We start from the raw sequence: 16,936 nt of genomic DNA on the forward strand, positions 1-16,936 counted from the left end.
GGTAGCGTGGGCCGCGACACAGAGCCGTGCCAGGGAAGGACCGAGTGATCGCCGTGCCCGCCGAGAACCCCGCAGCCGCCTCCGCGGCCCCAGCCGCCCCCGCCGCGCCGGTCGCCCCGGGCCCCGACGTCCTGCGCCGCACCGACGGCCGCGCCGGATTCCTCACCCTCGACCGGCCCCGGGCCATCAACGCCCTCACCCACCCCATGGTCCGCGCCCTCGACGCCGCCCTCACCGACTGGGCGGACGACCCGGCCGTCACCACCGTCGTCCTGCGCGGCGCGGGGGAGCGGGGACTGTGCGCCGGCGGAGACATCCGGGCCATCCACGACGACGCCCGCGCCGGCGGCACCGCCTCCGCCGCCTTCTGGCGCGACGAGTACCGCCTCAACGCCCGCATCGCCCGCTACCCGAAGCCGTACGTCGCCTTCATGGACGGCATCGTCATGGGCGGCGGCGTCGGCGTCTCCGCCCACGGCTCCGTCCGCGTCGTCACCGAACGCTCCCGGATCGCCATGCCCGAGACCGGCATCGGCTTCGTCCCCGACGTCGGCGGCACCTGGCTCCTCGGCCGCGCCCCCGGCGAACTCGGCACCCATCTCGCCCTCACCGGCGCGCAGATCGGCGCCGCCGACGCCCTCCTCACCGGCCTCGCCGACCACCACGTCCCCGCCGCCGCGCTCGACGCCCTCGCCGACGACCTCACCCGCCTCCCCGCCGACGAGGCACTGGCCCGGCACACCGCCCCGGCCGCCCCCGGCGTCCTCGCCGAACAGCGCGAGTGGATCGACGCCTGCTACTCGGCCCCCACCGTCGAGGAGATCGTCGACCGCCTCCTGGACTCCGGCGTCCCCGCCGCCAAGGAGACCGCCGACACCCTCCTCGGCAAGTCCCCGACCGCCCTCAAGGCCACCCTCACCGTGCTCCGCGCCGCCCGCGGACTCGACAGCCTCGAAGCCGTCCTCGACCTGGAGTACCGCGCCTCCTGCGCCGCCCTCACCAGTCACGACCTCGTCGAGGGCATCCGCGCCCAGGTCGTCGACAAGGACCGGAACCCGCGCTGGGACCCGCCGACGCTCGCCGGCGTCACCGACGCCGCCGTCGCCCGCTACCTCACGCCCCCGCCCGGCGGCGACCTCGGCCTCGCACCCGCCTGACCCCTCCTGCACGGCCCGGCCCGGGCGGTGCCGCCACCGGGGTCCCGGCCGCCGACTCGCCCAGCGCCGTCGCCGCCGTCCGCCACGCCTCGGTCACGGCCCCGTGCGCCAGCGCCGTCGCCGCCGGTACGTCCTCCGGCAGCCGCAGCGGCGCCCCGATGTGCACGTGCAGGCACGGGCGCCGCAGCGGGGCCGTCAGCACGCCCGCGATCTGCTTCACCGTCCCGCCCGAGGTGATCCGGCGCGCCCCCGCCTGCCCGACCGGCACCACGGTCGCGCCCGTCGCCCCCGCGAGCCGCGCGAGGCCGGTGCGGAACTCCTCCGGCGGCGCCTCCGAGGCCTCGCTGCGCGGCGGGATCCGCCCCTCCGCGTAGAGCAACACCGGCCGCCCCGAGGCGAGCGCCACGGCCGCCCGGTCCAGCGCCGCAGAGGCGTGCGCGGTGCCGCGGTGCACCGGTACGTACCCGTCCCGCGACAGCGCCCGCCCGAGCCCCGGCACCCGCCACAGGCCGGCCGCCGCGAGCAGCACCGGCTCGGCGCCGAGCCGCCGCCGCAGCGCGGCGAGGACCAGCGCCGGATCGGCGAGCGAGGTGTGGTTGGCGACGATGATGGTGCCCGGCTCGATCCGGGCACCGGGGTCCGCGGTCACGGTCAACCGTCCGAAGAACGGCACGAGATGCGCAGCGAGACGACTGAGCACGGGCGGACCCTCCACCTTCGGGACGCGGTACGACGACGGCCCGCCCATCGTCGCCCGCGGCCCCCGCCCCCACATGGGCGCCCGTACTCACCCCGTACTCATCCCAACTCATCCCACCTGGTGTCCCGCCCCCACCGCGACGTGTCTAGGCTGGCCCGACGCGAGGACACGAGGGAGACGGGGGAGGGCGGACGATGCACACGAGCCGGCGCCCGCCCGCGCGCACCCGCGCGGCCCGCACGCTGCTCCGGCTCCTCCCGGCGTTCCTGTGCGTGCTCTGCACGTTCCTGGCGGCGCCCGCGCCCGCCGCCGCGACCACCCCGGCGTCCGTCGCCGCGGTCCCGGCGTGGCCCGCGCCCGCCGCGCGCCAGGTGCCGGAACCGGCCGCCGTCACGCCGACGGTCACCCCGTCGGCTCCGGAGCCGCCCGCGCCCGACCCGCACCTGTCGGGGGCCGAGGCGGCGGAACTGCCCGCCGCCGTCGAGCAGTCCGTACGGTTCCCGGCGCCGCCCGTCGCACCCCCGGCCGTCCGGGGCGCGGACGCGACGCCCGTACGCGGGCGCGTGGCGGCCGACCCGCGCCGGGAGCGCGCCCCGCCCGGCCTCCCGTACGACCCCCGCGACCCCCGAGGTCCGCCCTCCACCCGGCACAGCTGACGCCGTTCCACCGCGCCGCCGTCCGGGCCCTCGGCATGCCCGCCGCCCCGGCCACGCGCGCGTACCCCCGTCATGCCCGCACGGACCACCGCCACGCGCGCGTGGCCGTGCACCGCCCGTGGAGGACCCATGCCCTCGTCCGCCGTGCTCCGGCGCGCGCTCCTCGCGCTCGCCGTCGTCGCACTCGCCCTCTGGACCGCCCTCACCACCCAGCCCCGCCTCGGACTCGACCTCCGCGGCGGCACCCGGATCGTCCTGGAGACCCAGGACACCCCCGCGCTCCGCGCCGACGCCGAGGCCACCGACCGCGCCCTCGAAGTCCTCCGCAAGCGGGTCGACGGCCTCGGCGTCGCCGAACCGTCGCTCGCCCGCGCCGGCGAGAACCGGATCGTCGTCGAACTCCCCGGCCTGCGCGACCCCCGCGAGGCCGCCGAGGTCATCGGCCGCACCGCCCAGCTCACCGTCCACGCCGTCACCGGCACCACCGCCGCCGCGCCCGAGGGCCGCACCGCCGACGACGGCACCCGCGTCCTCCCCGACCCCGACGGCGGCGGCCTCCTCACCCTCGCCGCGCCCGCCCTCACCGGCGACGGCGTGAAGAGCGCCGACGCCGTCCTCGACACGACGAGCGGCCGCGGCTGGACCGTCGACCTCGCCTTCCGCGACGGCGCCGCCGCCGACTGGGCCCGGCTCACCGGCGAGGCAGCCTGCGCACCGGCCGGCGACCCGGCCCGGCGGGTCGCGATCGTCCTCGACGACCGCATCGTCTCCGCGCCCGCCGTCCAGACCGGCGTGACCTGCGGCGCCGGCATCGCCGGCGGCTCCACCCAGATCACCGGCGGCTTCTCTGCCGAGGAGGCCCGCGACCTCGCCGCGCTCGTCGAGGGCGGCGCGCTGCCGCTGCCCGTCACCACCGTCGAACAGAGCACCGTCGGACCGACGCTCGGCGCCGAGGCCATCCGCGCCAGCGCGCTCGCCGCCGTCATCGGCCTCGCCTGCACCGGCGTCTTCGTCATCGCCGTCTACCGGCTCCTCGGCCTCCTCGCCACGCTCGCCCTGCTCCTCTACGGACTCCTCTCGTACGCGGCGGTCGTCGCCCTCGGCGCCACCCTCACGCTCCCCGGCCTCGCCGGTTTCGTCCTCGCGGTCGGCATCGCCGTCGACGCCAACGTCCTCGTCTTCGAACGGGCCAGGGAGGAGTACGCGGCCCTCGGCCGCACCACCGCCGTCCGCGACCCGCGCCGCCCGCTCGCCACCGCCTTCGCCAAGGCGTGGAGCGCCGTCGCCGACTCCAACGTCACCACGCTCCTCGCCGCCGGCCTCCTCTTCGCCTTCGCCACCGGGCCGGTGAAGGGCTTCGGCGTGACCCTCGCCCTCGGCGTCGTCGCCTCCATGGTCACCGCCATGGTGATCACCCGGCTGCTCGCCGACGTGGCCCTCGCCCTGCCCGCCGTACGCCGCAGGCCCGCGCTCACCGGCATGGCGAACCTCGGCCGGCTGCGGACCCGGCTGGCCCGGCGGGCCCCGCGGCTGATGGTCCACCGCCGCCGCTGGTTCACCGTCAGCACGGTCCTCCTCCTCGCCGCCCTCGCCGGGATCGGCGTGCGCGGGGTGCAGCTGGGCGTCGAGTTCACCGGCGGCCGGGACGTCCAGTACGCGGCCACCCGCCCGGTCGACGCGGACGCGGCCCGTGCGGCCGTCGCCGCGGCGGGCTTCCCCGACGCCGTGGTCCAGGCCACCGGCGACGACGGCCGGGAGGTGACCGTACGGGTGGGGGAGACCGACGACTCCGCGCAGCGCCGCATCACCGACGCCCTCACGGAGACCGCGGGCCCCGTCACCGTCGAACGCGACGACCTGGTCGGTCCGAGCCTCGGCGGCGAGCTCCGCACCCACGCGCTCCTCGCGCTCGGCCTCGCGGTCGCCGCGCAGCTCGCCTACCTCTCCGTCCGCTTCCGCTGGACGTACGCGGCGGCGGCCGTCGCCGCGATGGCCCAGGACGTGCTGCTCGTCGTCGGCCTCTTCGCCTGGCTCGGCAAGCCGGTGGACAGCGTCTTCCTGGCGGCGCTGCTGACCGTCGTCGGCTACTCGGTCAACGACTCGGTCGTCGTCCTCGACCGCCTCCGGGAACTCCGCCGCACCGGCACCCGCCTCCCGCTCGCGGACCTCGCCGACCGCGCGGTCGCCCAGACCCTCCCGCGCACGGTCAACACCGGCATGGGCGCCCTCTTCGTCCTCGCCGCCCTCGCCGTCCTCGGCGGCGACACCCTCACGGACTTCTCCGTGGCCCTCCTGGCCGGCGTCCTCCTGGGCATGGCCTCGACCGTCTTCACCGCCCTCCCCCTGACCGTCACCCTGGAGACCCGTACCCCCAAGCCCCCCACCCGCCCGAAGACCCCCCGCCCGGCCGACCCCACGGGCGCGGTCGTCTGAGCCACCAGGAGCGGCGCGCGCCCGGCGCCACCCGGCCCGGCGCGCGCCCCGACAGCCCTGACCGAGCTCGGGATCGTATCCGTTCGGCCGATGGGGCGGTTCGGGTGACCGTGGGGGTGCTGGGTCGTTGCACGCGTCAAACGATCACATGACGAAGACGCGGAGGTGGTTTCCGTGGGCGTTCAGCAGGCCGCGGCGGTGAAGACCCTGGTGCTCGACGAGCCGGAGGACGTACGGGAAGCGGCGGGTGCGGTCGCGGGCGGGGAGGCCGTGGCGTACGGGTTCGGGAACTTCTACGCGCTGAGCTTCCGTCCGGAGCGGGAGGTCGTGGAGCGGGTCAACCGGATGCAGGGGCGCCCGGCCGGGCGGACCGCGAGCGTGACGACCGTGCCGGAGCGCCTGCCGGCCGCGTTCGACTGGACGCGGCTTCCGGACGGGGTGCCCTGGCAGCAGGCCAGGTCGCTGATGGACGAGTTGACCGGGCTCGGGCCCATCGGGCTGCGCGGCCCGGCGGCCGGCCGGGTCCCGGAGGCGCTCGTCGCCGCCGACGGGGGCCGGCCCACCGTCCAGGTCATCGCGCCCGGCACCCGCTGCCCCTCGCACGCCTTCCTCGGCGCCGCGCTCGCCCTCGCCGGCGGCGACTTCCTCGCCGTCGCCTCCGTCAACCGCTCCCGCCACCTCACCGGCCGCGACCACGAGCCGGCGCACTGGCGGGCCGACGGCCTCGTCGACGAGTTCGGCGACGAGGAGGGCGTCCGGATCCTGGCCCACGCCGACGAGGAGGCCGCCCGCCGCCGCCATCCCTTCCACCGGCCGACGTCCGTCAGCATCCTGGCCTTCCACCGCACCGCCGGTCACACCCGCTCCGGTCTGCCCGCGCTCGTCCTGGAACGGCAGGGCTCCCTCTCCGCCGACCACATCCGCGCGATCGCCGCCAACCACGGCTTCGGGCTCCGCCTCGCCCCGCGCGCCGTCGTGCCGCACGCCCCACGCGTCCGCCAGCATCGCGCAGATGTGGAGGCCCCGGCCGCCCTCGTCGCCGGCCTTCGCGTGCCGCAGGTGCGGGGCGGTGGCCGCGCCGTCGCGGACCTCCACGGTGAGGGTGGACCCGCCCCGCAGCAGCCGGAGGGCGTACGGCGGAGCGCCGTGCCGCACCGCGTTGGTGACCAGCTCGCTGACGATCAGTTCGACGGTGAGCGGCTCCACCCCGAGGCCCCACTCCCGCACCCGCTCCTCGGCCGCGTGCCGGGTCGGCGCCACCGCCGACAGCTCGCCCGGCACCTCCCACTCGGCGACGTCCGTGGCGGGCAGCCGCAGGGTGCGGGCGACGAGGAGGACCCGCTCGGGCGCGAGGAGCGCCGCCAGTTCGTCCGCCATCGCGTGCGTGCCCCGGTCGGGGGCGGCCAGCGCCTCCGCCACCCGTGCCCGCGACGGGCCGCCGTCCGCGCGGGCCGAGGAGGCGAGGCACAGGGTGGTGCCCTCCGGGAGGAAGTGGGAGGAGCAGGCGAACGGCGGGCCGTCGTCGCCGAGGAGCGGCCCCTCGTCCACCAGGTCCGCGTCGAGGGAGCCGTCCGGCCGGACGGCGACGCACAGCGACGTCCCGGCCCTGGCGAGGTCGAGCCGGCCCGTCACGGGATCGTGCACGGCGACCGTGCAGCTCGCGGCCGGCTCGTCCCCTCCCTGCCCCTTCCCGTGCGCGGGCCCCTGCTCCCGGGCGAGCCGCCGCGTCACCGCGTGGAGCCGGGCCAGCAGTTCGTGCGGGGCGAGGTCGAGCGTCGCCAGGCTGTACACGGCGGTCCGCAGCCGGCCCATCGTCGCCACCGAACTCAGTCCCGGCCGCTCCACCTGACCGACCACCAGCGCTACCCGCGCGCCCGGCAGCGCGATGACGTCGAACCAGGAGCCCCCGCCCGTGCCTCCGGGCCGGTGCCGCTGCGCGAGCTCCACGGCGTGCCGGGTCTCGCCGTCGGGCCGCAGCGGCCAGGACTGCAGGGCCGTCATGACGGTGTGCTCGCGGGTGAAGCGGAGCGCGTTCTCCAGACAGGTCGCCGTGTGCGCGGTGATCCCCTCGACGACGGCGAGATCGTCCTCGGTGTACGGGTCGGCCCCCGGCGGCCGCCGGAAGGCGACGGCGCCGAGCAGCTGCCCGCGCACCGACAGCGGTGCCACGATCCGCACCTCACCGTCCCACCGCCACAGTTCGGGACCGTCCGGCAGCCGCTCGCCGAACAGCCCGGGCAGCAGCACCGCCCCCGGCTCCGGAAGCGGCTGACCGGCGTCCCCCTGCCCGGAGCCGCCCACCGCGGTGCACCGCAGCAGCGGCGTCTCGCCCGCGCGCCGCAGCTCCGGCGGCTTCCCGCGCAGCACCGCGTCCGTCAGCGCGACGACGACCGAGCCCGCGAAGCCGGGCGCGGTCACCTCGACGAGCTCGCGGGCGGTCCGCTCCACGTCGAGCGTCCGCCCGATCCGCTCCCGGGCCTGGTAGAGCAGGGCGAGCCGCTGCTCGGCCAGGATCCGGTCGGTGACGTCCGTGACGGTGGCGACGAGCCCGATCGCGGGCCGCTCCGCGCCGTCCGGCCCCGGCGCGTGCAGCGGGTAGACGGACACCGAGTAGACGTGCTCCCGGTCCGCGTCCCGCGCCGTCCGGCCCCGGACCAGGACGTCCCGGGCCGGCGGCCCGCCGTCGAGGACCTCGCGGAGCACGTCCTCCCGCACCTCGACGCCGAAGCGCCGGTACGCCTCCACCGCCGGCCGCCCGAGCACGTCCTCCTCCGCGACGCCCCGCATCGCGAGCGCCGCGCCGGTGACCCGGACCAGCCGCAGCTCCCGGTCGAGCACGTGCACGCCGACCGAGGACTGCGAGAACACGGCGTCGAGGACGGCGTGGTCGAGCACGGACACCGCCACACCGCCCAGCGCGGCCGCCCCCTCCGGGCCGGGAGGGGGCGGGACGTCCTCGGACATGCTGCACCTGCCTGCGGTCGACACCCGGTCCAGGCCCAGTCTCGCCGCTCGGGGCGCCCTCCGCCTGTCACGACTCCTGCCCGTCTCCCGTCCGTCTCCGCCCGTCTTCCGTCGGTCGTGACTTCCGCCGAGGCGCGGCGGGAGTCACCGCCGGGCGGGCGTCACCGGGGGAGCAGGAGCAGTGCGTTGCCGAGGGAGCGCTGGCCCGCGGTGTCCGAGGGCCGGTTGACGACCCCGGCGGCGGTCGCGAGGACGCTCGACCCGCCGCCGTCGAGGTTGAGGGCCTCGCGGGCGCCCAGGGAGCGCATCAGGCGGGCGGCGCCGTCGATGCTCAGGCCCTCGCTGACACCGGGGTTGCGCCCGTCGGCGACGACGAGGAGCAGCCGCCCCTCGCCGTCCCTGCCGATCATGGACCGGGGGTTGGCGCGTACCGTCCATTCGTAGGTGAAGGACTGGTCGGGGCCCTCGCGGACGATGCCGTCGCCCACCGCGTTGACCGCCACCCGGCCCGCGCGGACCAGGGACGGGCCCACCTGGAGGATCGTCGTGTCGGGCCCGAGCGCGACCGCCCGGCCCTGGCCGTCCCCTATCCGCTCGTCGAAGGAGAGGACGGCGCCGGCCCGGACGGTGCGCAGCAGCCAGGCGGCGCTGTCGCCGGTGGCCTGGAGCGTCGAGCCGCCGGCCGGGACGGCCGCGCCGCGCGAGGTGTGCACGGCGGTCACCCGGCCCCGGGCGTCGAGGACGGCCTCAGCTCCGGCGCCGGCCGGGGGAGCGCCCCACTCGGGGGTGAAGCGGACGAGTTCACTGGCGTCGGTGCACTTGAAGTCGTGCTGGGGGCGTTCGGTGGGCTGGTCGCCGCCGACCCCGCCGCAGTTCCAGACCTCGCCGGGGAGCCGGTTGATCCCGTCGACCTCGGCCGTCTCGCCGCCGGCGGTCACCGTCACCCGGGTCGTGAAGGTGTCGACGGCGAGGGAGCGCCCGCCCCGGTCGAGGCGGACGCCGGCCCGTCCCCGGGTGGCGGAGCCGAGGATCCGGCCGTCCCGCACGTACATTCCGCCGGGCGCGCTGTTGTAGAACCACTGGCCGTTGATCCCCGCGACGGCGCCCGAGGCGCCGATCAGGTCCGTCAGCTTCTCGGTGCCCTTGAGCGCGGGGCCGTGGTCGGCGGCGAGACGGCCGCCGAAGACGTCGAGGTCGACCCGGAGGACGTGCACCCGCTGGGGCGCGTCCTCGTCGCCGCCGTCCTGGGCCGTGTAGCGGGTGCGGGCGGTGAAGCCGGCGGTCTTGAGCCGGGCGACGAGCGCGGTCGCCGCGGCCTCGTCCGCGTACCGCCGGGTCCGCACCGTCCAGCCGAGCACCCCCGCGGGCCGGTCCGCGTACGCCGGCGTGGTCACCCGCTCGACGCGCGGCCTGAAGCCGGCCGCGCCCAGGGCCTTCGCGACCCGCAGCGCGGTGTCGTGGGGCCCGAGCGCCAGCGGCGCGCCGGTGAGGGGGCCGTCGGGCTGCCGGGGGAGGTTCACCTGGACGGTCCAGTAGTCGTCCGCGTCCCGCGTCCCGTACGTGAGGGAGGTGAGCGTCACGCCCGGCGCCGGGGTGCTCGTGACGCGGGTGGCCGAGTGGACGGGGTGGCGCGTGGCGACGGCGGGTCGGGCGGCGGCGGGTCCGGCGGCTGCCGGTGCGGCGGGGGCGGGCGCGGAGGCCGCGCGGGGGGCGACCGCGGGGCCGTCGGGCCGGGCCTGTGTGAGGGGCACAGACGACCCGGTCGACAGGACCGCGGCGGCCACCAGGATGAGGAGGGGCCTGCGCTGCATGGGAGTCCTTCCCGAGTGGGAACTGCCTGGATATCGAGGGAACAAGCCGTCAGTTACCGGACGGTGACGCGCAGTTCGACTCCCGTGGCAGAGCGGTGGAAGGTTGGGTTCCCCTCTCCTGGGCGCAACTCGTCCCCTGGGATCGGCTGCTTCCCTGGGATCGGCGCGTCTCCCGGGTCCGAGTCGTCTCCTGGGTCCGGCTTGTTCCCCGGGTCCGGCTCGCGGCGCGCGGTGGACAGACCCCGGCGGCACCGGCCCCGAAGGGCGCGGCGCCCGGCCGTCACGCCCGCGCCGTACCCCGGCGGGGGCGGAGACCCACCCGGCTATCCTTCCGGTGTGGAGATCCCCTCATATGACGAAATCCGGGCGCTGCACCGGAAGCACGCCCCCAGCGACGCCGCCTTCGAACTCGTCTTCACCCACTGCGAGATCGTCGCCGCCGTCGCCGAGCAGCTCCTCTCCCGACACGGCCGGGGCGTCGACGCGGACCTCGTCCGCGCCGGCTGCCTGCTCCACGACATCGGCGTCTACCGCCTGTACGACTCCGCGGGGCGCGTCGACGGCGCCTCCTACGTGACCCACGGCGTCCTCGGCCACCGGCTGCTCGCGGAGGAGGGCCTCCCCGAGACCCTCTGCCGCTTCTGCTCCTGCCACACCGGCGTCGGCCTCACCCAGGAGGACGTCCTCGCGCAGGGCCTGCCCATCCCGCCCGCCGACTACGTGCCCGTCACGCCGGAGGAGCGGATGGTCATGTACGCCGACAAGTTCCACAGCAAGAGCACCCCGCCCCGCTTCGTCTCCCCCGACACCTTCGAGACGAGGATCGCCCGCTTCGGACCGGAGAAGGTCACCGTCTTCCAGTCCCTGCGCCGTCTGTACGGGGACCCCGAGCTCGACGCCCTGGCCGCCGCGCACGGACACGCCGTGACCTGAGCCTGCCCCGCTGGGGTTCGACATCGACGTCCTTCCGGGTGGGGCGGCCGGAGAGAGCTCCGGTGGTTCGTCCCGGGGGACGGACTGACGGCCCGTCGGGTTCCCCGGAGCCCGTGGGAACATCCGTACGGAGCCGGCCGGCGGGCCGTTGTCAGTGGCGGCTGTCACCCTGGGGCCATGGACAGGCAGAGCGGGAGTCCCGGCGGCGGGGGGAAGGGCGGCGGCATGGGCGGGGACCGTGACGAGGAACTGCTGAGGGGTCGGGTCTACGGCCAGGACCACGACGACCCGCGCCCGGGACCGCGCCCCGGGCGGGCCTACGCGGAGCTGGTCGGCGGCCCGCTCGACGGGCTGCTGCTCGACGTCACCGACTGGACCGGCGAGGAGATACGCGCGGGCGCCGTCCTGGAGACGGAGCTGAGCCGCTACGGCGCCGAGGGCAAGGCCGTGTACGGACCCCGGGCCGGCGATCCGGCGCGCTTCGACTGGACCGGCGACACCCGCTGACGGACCCGGGCGCACGGACGGACCGGTGCCCGGACATGCGAAAGGCGGGAGCTCCTCCCGCCATGTTCAAGATATAGCGCACGGGGGGCCTTGCGGCAAGGCCCCCCGGATGCCGCACAATCGCAGACCTCACCCCTTTCACCTGCTGAAACGAGATTGCGCGCGTGCCCATGCCTCAGCGGACCACCGGCCCCTTCGAGCTTCCCGACCGTCTCGCCGCCAAGGCCGACCCGGCGCTGATCGCCGACGACGAGAAGCACTTCGCCGCCGTCGCCGAGAGCCTCGACCAGGCCGTCGCCGAACTCTCCGAGCGCCTCGACGCGGTCCTCCGCGCCCCCGGCGGCGCCGGCCGCGAGGCGATGGAGCGCGACCTGGAGGTCCACCGGCTCTCCGGCCGGCTGCGCGCCCTGCGCCGCTTCGGCCTCGACCTCTGCCTCGGCCGGATCGTCTCCGCCGACGGCTCCGAGCCCCTCTACATCGGCCGCCTCGGCCTCACCGACAGCGACGGGAACCGGCTGCTCGTCGACTGGCGCTCGCCCGCCGCCGAGCCCTTCTTCGCCGCCACCCACGCCCACCCGATGGACCTGGCCAGCCGCCGCCGCTACCGCTGGAACGGCGGCCGGATCACCGACTACTGGGACGAGGTCTTCACCGAGGGCGGCCTCGACGCGCACGCCGCCCTCGACGACCAGTCCGCCTTCATCGCCAGCCTCGGCACCAACCGCTCCGAGCGGATGCGCGACGTCCTCTCGACCATCCAGGCCGACCAGGACGCCATCGTCCGCGCCGGCTCGCGCGGCGCCCTCGTCGTCGACGGCGGACCCGGCACCGGCAAGACCGTCGTCGCCCTCCACCGGGCCGCCTACCTCCTCTACTCGGACCCCCGGCTCGGCCACCGCCGCGGCGGCGTCCTCTTCGTCGGCCCCCACCAGCCCTACCTCGCCTACGTCTCCGACGTGCTGCCCAGCCTCGGCGAGGAGGGCGTGCGCACCTGCACCGTCCGCGACCTCGTCCCCGAAGGGGCGACCGTCCGCCCCGAGAAGGACCCCGAGGTCGCCCGGCTCAAGTCCTCCGCCGCCCTCGTCCGGGGCATCGAGAAGGCCGTCCGCTTCTACGAGGAGCCCCCCACCGGACCGACCCACGTCACCACCGACTGGGGCGACCTCACCGTCACCGCCGACGATTGGGCCGAGGTCTTCGACGCCCCCGGCCCCAGCACCCCGCACAACGAGGCCCGCGAGCTGATCTGGGAGGAGCTCGTCACCCTCCTGAAGGAGAAGACCCGGGGCGAAGTCCCCGACATCCTGTTCGAGCGCGCCCTGCGCCACGACCGAGAGCTCGTCTCCACCCTCGACCGGGCCTGGCCCATGCTGGAGCCCACCGACCTCGTCGGCGACCTGTGGACCGTCCCCGCCTACCTGCGCCTGTGCGCCCCCTGGCTGGAGCGGGACCAGGTGCGGGCCCTCCAGCGGGCCGACGCCCAGGCCTGGACCGAGTCCGACCTGCCCTACCTCGACGCCGCCCGGCAGCGCCTCGGCGACCCCCGGTCCAGCGCCCGCAAGCGCCGCGAGAAGGCCACCCTCGCCGCCCGCAAGGAGCGCATGGCCGGCGTCATCGACAACATCGTGCGGGGCGACGACGACGGCGAGGGCGCCGTCACCATGCTCCTCGGCAAGGACCTCCAGGACAGCCTCGTCGACGACGCCGGACTGCCCGTCGCCGCCGGCGACCCGCTCGCCGGACCCTTCGCCCACGTCGTCGTCGACGAGGCCCAGGAACTCACCGACGCCGAGTGGCAGATGCTGATCGCCCGCTGCCCCTCGCGCAGCTTCACCATCGTCGGCGACCGCGCCCAGGCCCGCCACGGCTTCACCGAGACCTGGCGGGAGCGCCTGGAGCGGATCGGCCTCGACCGCGTCGAGATGACCTCGCTCAGCATCAACTACCGCACCCCGGAAGAGGTCATGACCGAGGCCGAGCCGGTCATCCGCGCCGCCCTCCCGGACGCCAACGTGCCGACCTCGGTGCGCGCCTCCGGCCTCCCCGTCCACCACGGCACCACCGGCGAACTCGACGCGCTCCTCGACGACTGGCTCGCCGGGAACGCCGACGGCGTCGCCTGCGTCATCGCCGCCGAGGGCCGGCTCCCCGACCTCGGCGACCGTCCCCGGGTCAGGGCGCTCACCCCGAGCCTCTCCAAGGGCCTGGAGTTCGACCTCGTCGTCCTCCTCGACCCGGAGACGTACGGCGAGGGCATCGAGGGCGCGGTCGACCACTACGTGGCGATGACCCGCGCCACCCAGCGCCTCGCCGTGCTCGCCACGGCCTGACCGGCGGCGGGCCGGACGCTCAGGACGGCAGCCCGCCGCGCGCGATCACCTCCGCGTACCAGCGGGCACTGTCCTTGAGCGTCCGCCGCTGGCTCGCGAAGTCCACGTGCACGATCGCGAACCGCTTGCTGTACCCGAACGCCCACTCGAAGTTGTCCAGGAGCGACCACAGGAAATAGCCCCGCACGTCCGCGCCGTCCTCGATCGCCCGGCGCACCGCCGCCAGATGCCCGTGCAGATACGCCACCCGCTCCGGGTCCCGCACCTGCCCGGACGGGTCCGCGTAGTCGTCGTACGCCGCCCCGTTCTCGGTGATCACCAGCGGTACGCCCGGCAGCTCGTCGCGCAGCCGGGCGAGGAGCTCGTACAGCCCGTCCGCGTCCACCGGCCAGTCCATCGCCGTCCGGGGCCCCGGCGCCGGCAGGAACCGCACGTGCCGCTCCGCGCCGGCCCACGGCGACGGCGACTCCGAGGACCCCGCCGCGACCACCGTGGGGGAGTAGTAGTTGAGCCCCAGCGAGTCGATCGGCGCCGAGATCGCCGCCAGGTCCCCGTCCCGTACGAACCCCCAGTCCGTCACCCGGGCCGTGTCCCGCACCAGGTCCTCCGGCAGCCGGCCCCGGAACACCGGGTCCAGGAAGATCCGGTTCGCCACCGCGTCGATCCGGCGCGCCGCGTCCAGGTCCTCCGCCGACTCCGTCAGCGCCCGCACCACGTGCAGGTTCAGCGTCAACGACACCTCGGACCCGGCCGGCAGCGCCTCCCGCAGCGCGCCCACCGCGAGGCCGTGCGCCAGGTTCAGGTGGTGCGCGGCGCGCAGCGCGTCCGCGTCGCTGGTCCGGCCCGGGGCGTGCACCCCGTTCCCGTACCCCAGGAAGGCGGCGCACCACGGCTCGTTCAGCGTCGTCCAGGTCGCGACCCGGTCGCCGAGCGCCGCCGCCGTCATCCCCGCGTACTCGGCGAACCGTTCCGCCGTCTCCCGGCGCGGCCAGCCGCCCGCGTCCTCCAGCTCCTGCGGCAGGTCCCAGTGGTACAGCGTCGCCACCGGCCGGATCCCCGCCTCCCGCAGCTCGTCGCAGAGCCGCCGGTAGAAGTCCAGGCCCTTCTGGAGCGCCGGCCCCCGCCCGGTCGGCTGGACGCGCGGCCACGCCACCGAGAACCGGTAGTCCGTCACCCCCAGCTCGCGCATCAGCGCCACGTCCTCGCGCACCCGGTGGTAGTGGTCGGCGGCGATGTCACCGGTGTCGCCGTTGCGCACCTTGCCCGGCGTCCGGCTGAAGGTGTCCCAGATGGACGGCGTCCGGCCGTCCTCCGTGGCCGCGCCCTCGATCTGGTACGCGGCGGTGGCGGTGCCCCAGCGGAAACCCTCCGGGAAACGGAGCGTCGCGGAGGACTCGGGGCGTGCGTCGACAGCGGTCATGAGGAGGCAACTCCAAGAAGGTGAGGGAGGGATGAAGGAGACAGGAGGGGCTCAGCCCTTGACCGCGCCCTGCATGATGCCGCCGACGATCTGGCGGCCGAGCAGGCCGAAGACCAGCAGCACGGGCAGCGTGCCGAGCAGGGTGCCCGCCATGATCACGGACTGGTCGTGGACATAGCCGCCGCCGAGCTGGCGGAGCGCCACCTGGACGGTCGGCTCCTGCGAGGAGAGCGCCACGATCGGCCAGAAGAAGTCGTTCCAGGCGGCCATGAAGGTCAGCAGACCGAGAACGGCCATGCCCGGCCGGGCGATCGGCACCACGATCGACCAGAAGATCCGGGCCGTGGACGCGCCGTCCACCCGGGCCGCCTCGATCAGCTCGTCCGGCAGCGACTGCACCAGGTACTGGCGCATGAAGAACACCCCGAAGGCCGAGACGAGCCCCGGCAGGATCACCGACTGCAGCTGGTTCACCCACTGGAGCTCCGCGATCAGCATGAAGAGCGGGATGACGCCCAGCTGCGGCGGGATCATCATCGTCCCGACCGTCACCGCGAGCAGCGCGCCCCGGCCCCGGAAGCGGAGCTTGGCGAAGGCGAAGCCGGCGAGCGTGCAGCACAGCACCGTGCCGACCGTGATCGAACCGGACACGATGAGGGAGTTGAGCAGCGCCTTGCCGATGTCCGCCTCGGCGAGCACCGCCTCGAAGTTGCGGATCAGATGCGGGCCCGGCACCAGCGACGGCGGCACCTGGGCCAGGTCGGCGTTGGAGCGGCTGGCCGCGACGATCGTCCAGTAGAAGGGGAAGGCGGAGACGAGCACGGCCAGGATCAGCACGGCGTACGCGACCGGCCCGGCCTTCAGGGTCCGTCCGGCCCCGGACCGGCGGCGCGGCCGGGCGGCCGGCCGCCCGGCGGGGTCGAGGGCCGGTGCGGGCGGATCGGCGAGCGCGGTCATCGACCGGCCTCCTTGCGGGAACGGCGGCGCGCGATCAGGGCGTTGACCCCGACCAGCACCAGGATCAGCAGGAACATCACCCAGGCGATCGCGGCGGCCCGGCCCAGGTGGAAGAAGCCCCAGCCCTGCTCGTACATGTACAGGCCGAGGGTCTGGTACTGGTGCGAGATGCCGCCCGACATGGACCCCTCGAAGAGCAGCGGCTCGCCGAAGAGCTGGGTGGCGCCGATCGTCGACACGACGACGGTGAAGAGGATCGTCGGCCGCAGCCCCGGCAGGGTGACGTGGAAGAACTGCCGCCAGCGGGAGGCGCCGTCCATCTCCGCCGCCTCGTACAGCTCGGACGGGATGGACTGCATGCCGGCGAGGTAGATGAGCGCGTTGTAGCCCGTCCACCGCCAGACGACGATCGTCGAGACCGCGATCTGCGAGCTGACGGTGCCCGACTGCCAGTCGATCGGACCGACGCCGACGAGACCGAGGACGTAGTTGAAGAGCCCGAAGTCGCGGCCGAAGAGCTGCGCGAAGACGAGGGTCGCGGCGGCGACGGAGGTGGCGTACGGCAGCAGCATCGCCGTCCGCAGGAACGTCCGGCCACGGAGCCGGTGGTTGAGCAGGTGCGCGAGCGCGAGCGCCATCACCAGCTGCGGCACGGTCGACAGCACGCCGATCGTGAACGTGTTGCGCAGCGCGGTCCAGAAGAACTCGTCGCCGAAGAGCGCGGTGTAGTTGCCGAGCCCCCGCCACTCCATGGCGCCGGGGTCCTGGAGCTCGACCCGGTGCAGCGACACGTACGCCGTGTAGACCAGCGGGAAGAGCCCGAAGGCCGCGAACAGGGTGAAGAACGGTGCGACGTATGTGTAAGGGGAAAGAACGCCCCACACACGCCGGAAGCCCGACGTACGCGGAACGCTGCCGGCTTTCGCCGATGCGACGAGGGTCACGGTGCGGCCCTTCGAGAGACGAGGAGGAAAGATGACGAGCCCTTGACGGGCGGGGCGGTTCCAGGCCCGGGGCGCCGACCGGGCCCGGGAGCGGGGCCCGCCGGGCCGGGCCCTTGGGCGTGAG

At 75.5% G+C, this 16,936-nt stretch carries 12 protein-coding genes; 6 read left to right on the forward strand and 6 right to left on the reverse strand.

The window, feature by feature from the left end; all coding sequences use genetic code 11:
• Positions 1-131: 131 nt before the first annotated feature.
• Positions 132-1,157, forward strand: a complete 1,026-nt coding sequence (locus tag HHL19_RS17175; protein WP_206325324.1) for an enoyl-CoA hydratase/isomerase family protein — start codon at positions 132-134, stop codon at positions 1,155-1,157.
• On the opposite strand, the gene HHL19_RS17180 is transcribed toward HHL19_RS17175, so the two are convergent.
• Positions 1,114-1,857: a lysophospholipid acyltransferase family protein gene (locus tag HHL19_RS17180; RefSeq protein ID WP_169090498.1), complete on the reverse strand. Its 744-nt coding sequence runs from the start codon at positions 1,855-1,857 to the stop codon at positions 1,114-1,116. The two genes, HHL19_RS17175 and HHL19_RS17180, sit on opposite strands and share 44 nt — an antisense overlap.
• 194 nt (positions 1,858-2,051) lie before the next feature.
• Here HHL19_RS17180 and HHL19_RS17185 point away from each other — a divergent pair, with 194 nt between their 5' ends.
• Both HHL19_RS17185 and secD read left to right on the forward strand, forming a co-directional pair.
• The gene (locus HHL19_RS17185) at positions 2,052-2,513 is read left to right on the forward strand and encodes a hypothetical protein (protein ID WP_169090500.1); all 462 of its coding nucleotides are present in this window, start codon (positions 2,052-2,054) and stop codon (positions 2,511-2,513) included.
• Between the two features lie 129 nt (positions 2,514-2,642).
• Positions 2,643-4,946: a protein translocase subunit SecD gene (gene secD / locus HHL19_RS17190; protein ID WP_206325279.1), complete on the forward strand. Its 2,304-nt coding sequence runs from the start codon at positions 2,643-2,645 to the stop codon at positions 4,944-4,946.
• Positions 4,947-5,090: 144 nt separating this feature from the next.
• On the opposite strand, the gene HHL19_RS17195 is transcribed toward secD, so the two are convergent.
• Together HHL19_RS17195 and HHL19_RS17200 are read right to left on the reverse strand one after the other, a co-directional pair.
• Complete coding sequence (locus tag HHL19_RS17195) at positions 5,091-7,910, reverse strand: SpoIIE family protein phosphatase (protein ID WP_169090502.1); 2,820 nt, start codon at positions 7,908-7,910, stop codon at positions 5,091-5,093.
• Between the two features lie 161 nt (positions 7,911-8,071).
• Entirely contained in the window at positions 8,072-9,721 is a 1,650-nt protein-coding gene (locus tag HHL19_RS17200) for a phosphodiester glycosidase family protein (protein WP_169090504.1), read from the reverse strand.
• A 336-nt stretch (positions 9,722-10,057) separates the two neighbouring features.
• Here HHL19_RS17200 and HHL19_RS17205 point away from each other — a divergent pair, with 336 nt between their 5' ends.
• From HHL19_RS17205 to helR, 3 genes are all read left to right on the forward strand, one after another.
• Positions 10,058-10,654, forward strand: coding sequence for an HD domain-containing protein (locus tag HHL19_RS17205; protein ID WP_169090506.1), 597 nt, complete (start codon positions 10,058-10,060; stop codon positions 10,652-10,654).
• A 177-nt stretch (positions 10,655-10,831) separates the two neighbouring features.
• Complete coding sequence (locus tag HHL19_RS17210; protein ID WP_240983187.1) at positions 10,832-11,161, forward strand: hypothetical protein; 330 nt, start codon at positions 10,832-10,834, stop codon at positions 11,159-11,161.
• Between the two features lie 170 nt (positions 11,162-11,331).
• Positions 11,332-13,491 (forward strand): RNA polymerase recycling motor ATPase HelR, encoded by a 2,160-nt coding sequence (helR, locus tag HHL19_RS17215; RefSeq protein ID WP_169091142.1) that lies wholly within the window; start codon positions 11,332-11,334, stop codon positions 13,489-13,491.
• Between the two features lie 19 nt (positions 13,492-13,510).
• Here helR and HHL19_RS17220 read toward each other — a convergent pair whose 3' ends face one another.
• From HHL19_RS17220 to HHL19_RS17230, 3 genes are read right to left on the reverse strand one after another with little or no spacing between them, the layout of a single operon-like run.
• A complete protein-coding gene (locus HHL19_RS17220; RefSeq protein WP_169090508.1) occupies positions 13,511-14,911 on the reverse strand; it encodes a GH1 family beta-glucosidase in 1,401 nt (466 codons plus the stop codon).
• A 51-nt stretch (positions 14,912-14,962) separates the two neighbouring features.
• Positions 14,963-15,868, reverse strand: coding sequence for a carbohydrate ABC transporter permease (locus HHL19_RS17225; protein WP_169090510.1), 906 nt, complete (start codon positions 15,866-15,868; stop codon positions 14,963-14,965).
• Positions 15,865-16,752, reverse strand: a complete 888-nt coding sequence (locus HHL19_RS17230) for a sugar ABC transporter permease (protein WP_346768447.1) — start codon at positions 16,750-16,752, stop codon at positions 15,865-15,867. Before HHL19_RS17230 ends, HHL19_RS17225 begins: the two co-directional genes overlap by 4 nt.
• Positions 16,753-16,936: the final 184 nt, after the last annotated feature.

The sequence above is a fragment of the Streptomyces sp. R302 genome (assembly GCF_012927245.1).
GTDB lineage: Bacteria > Actinomycetota > Actinomycetes > Streptomycetales > Streptomycetaceae > Streptomyces.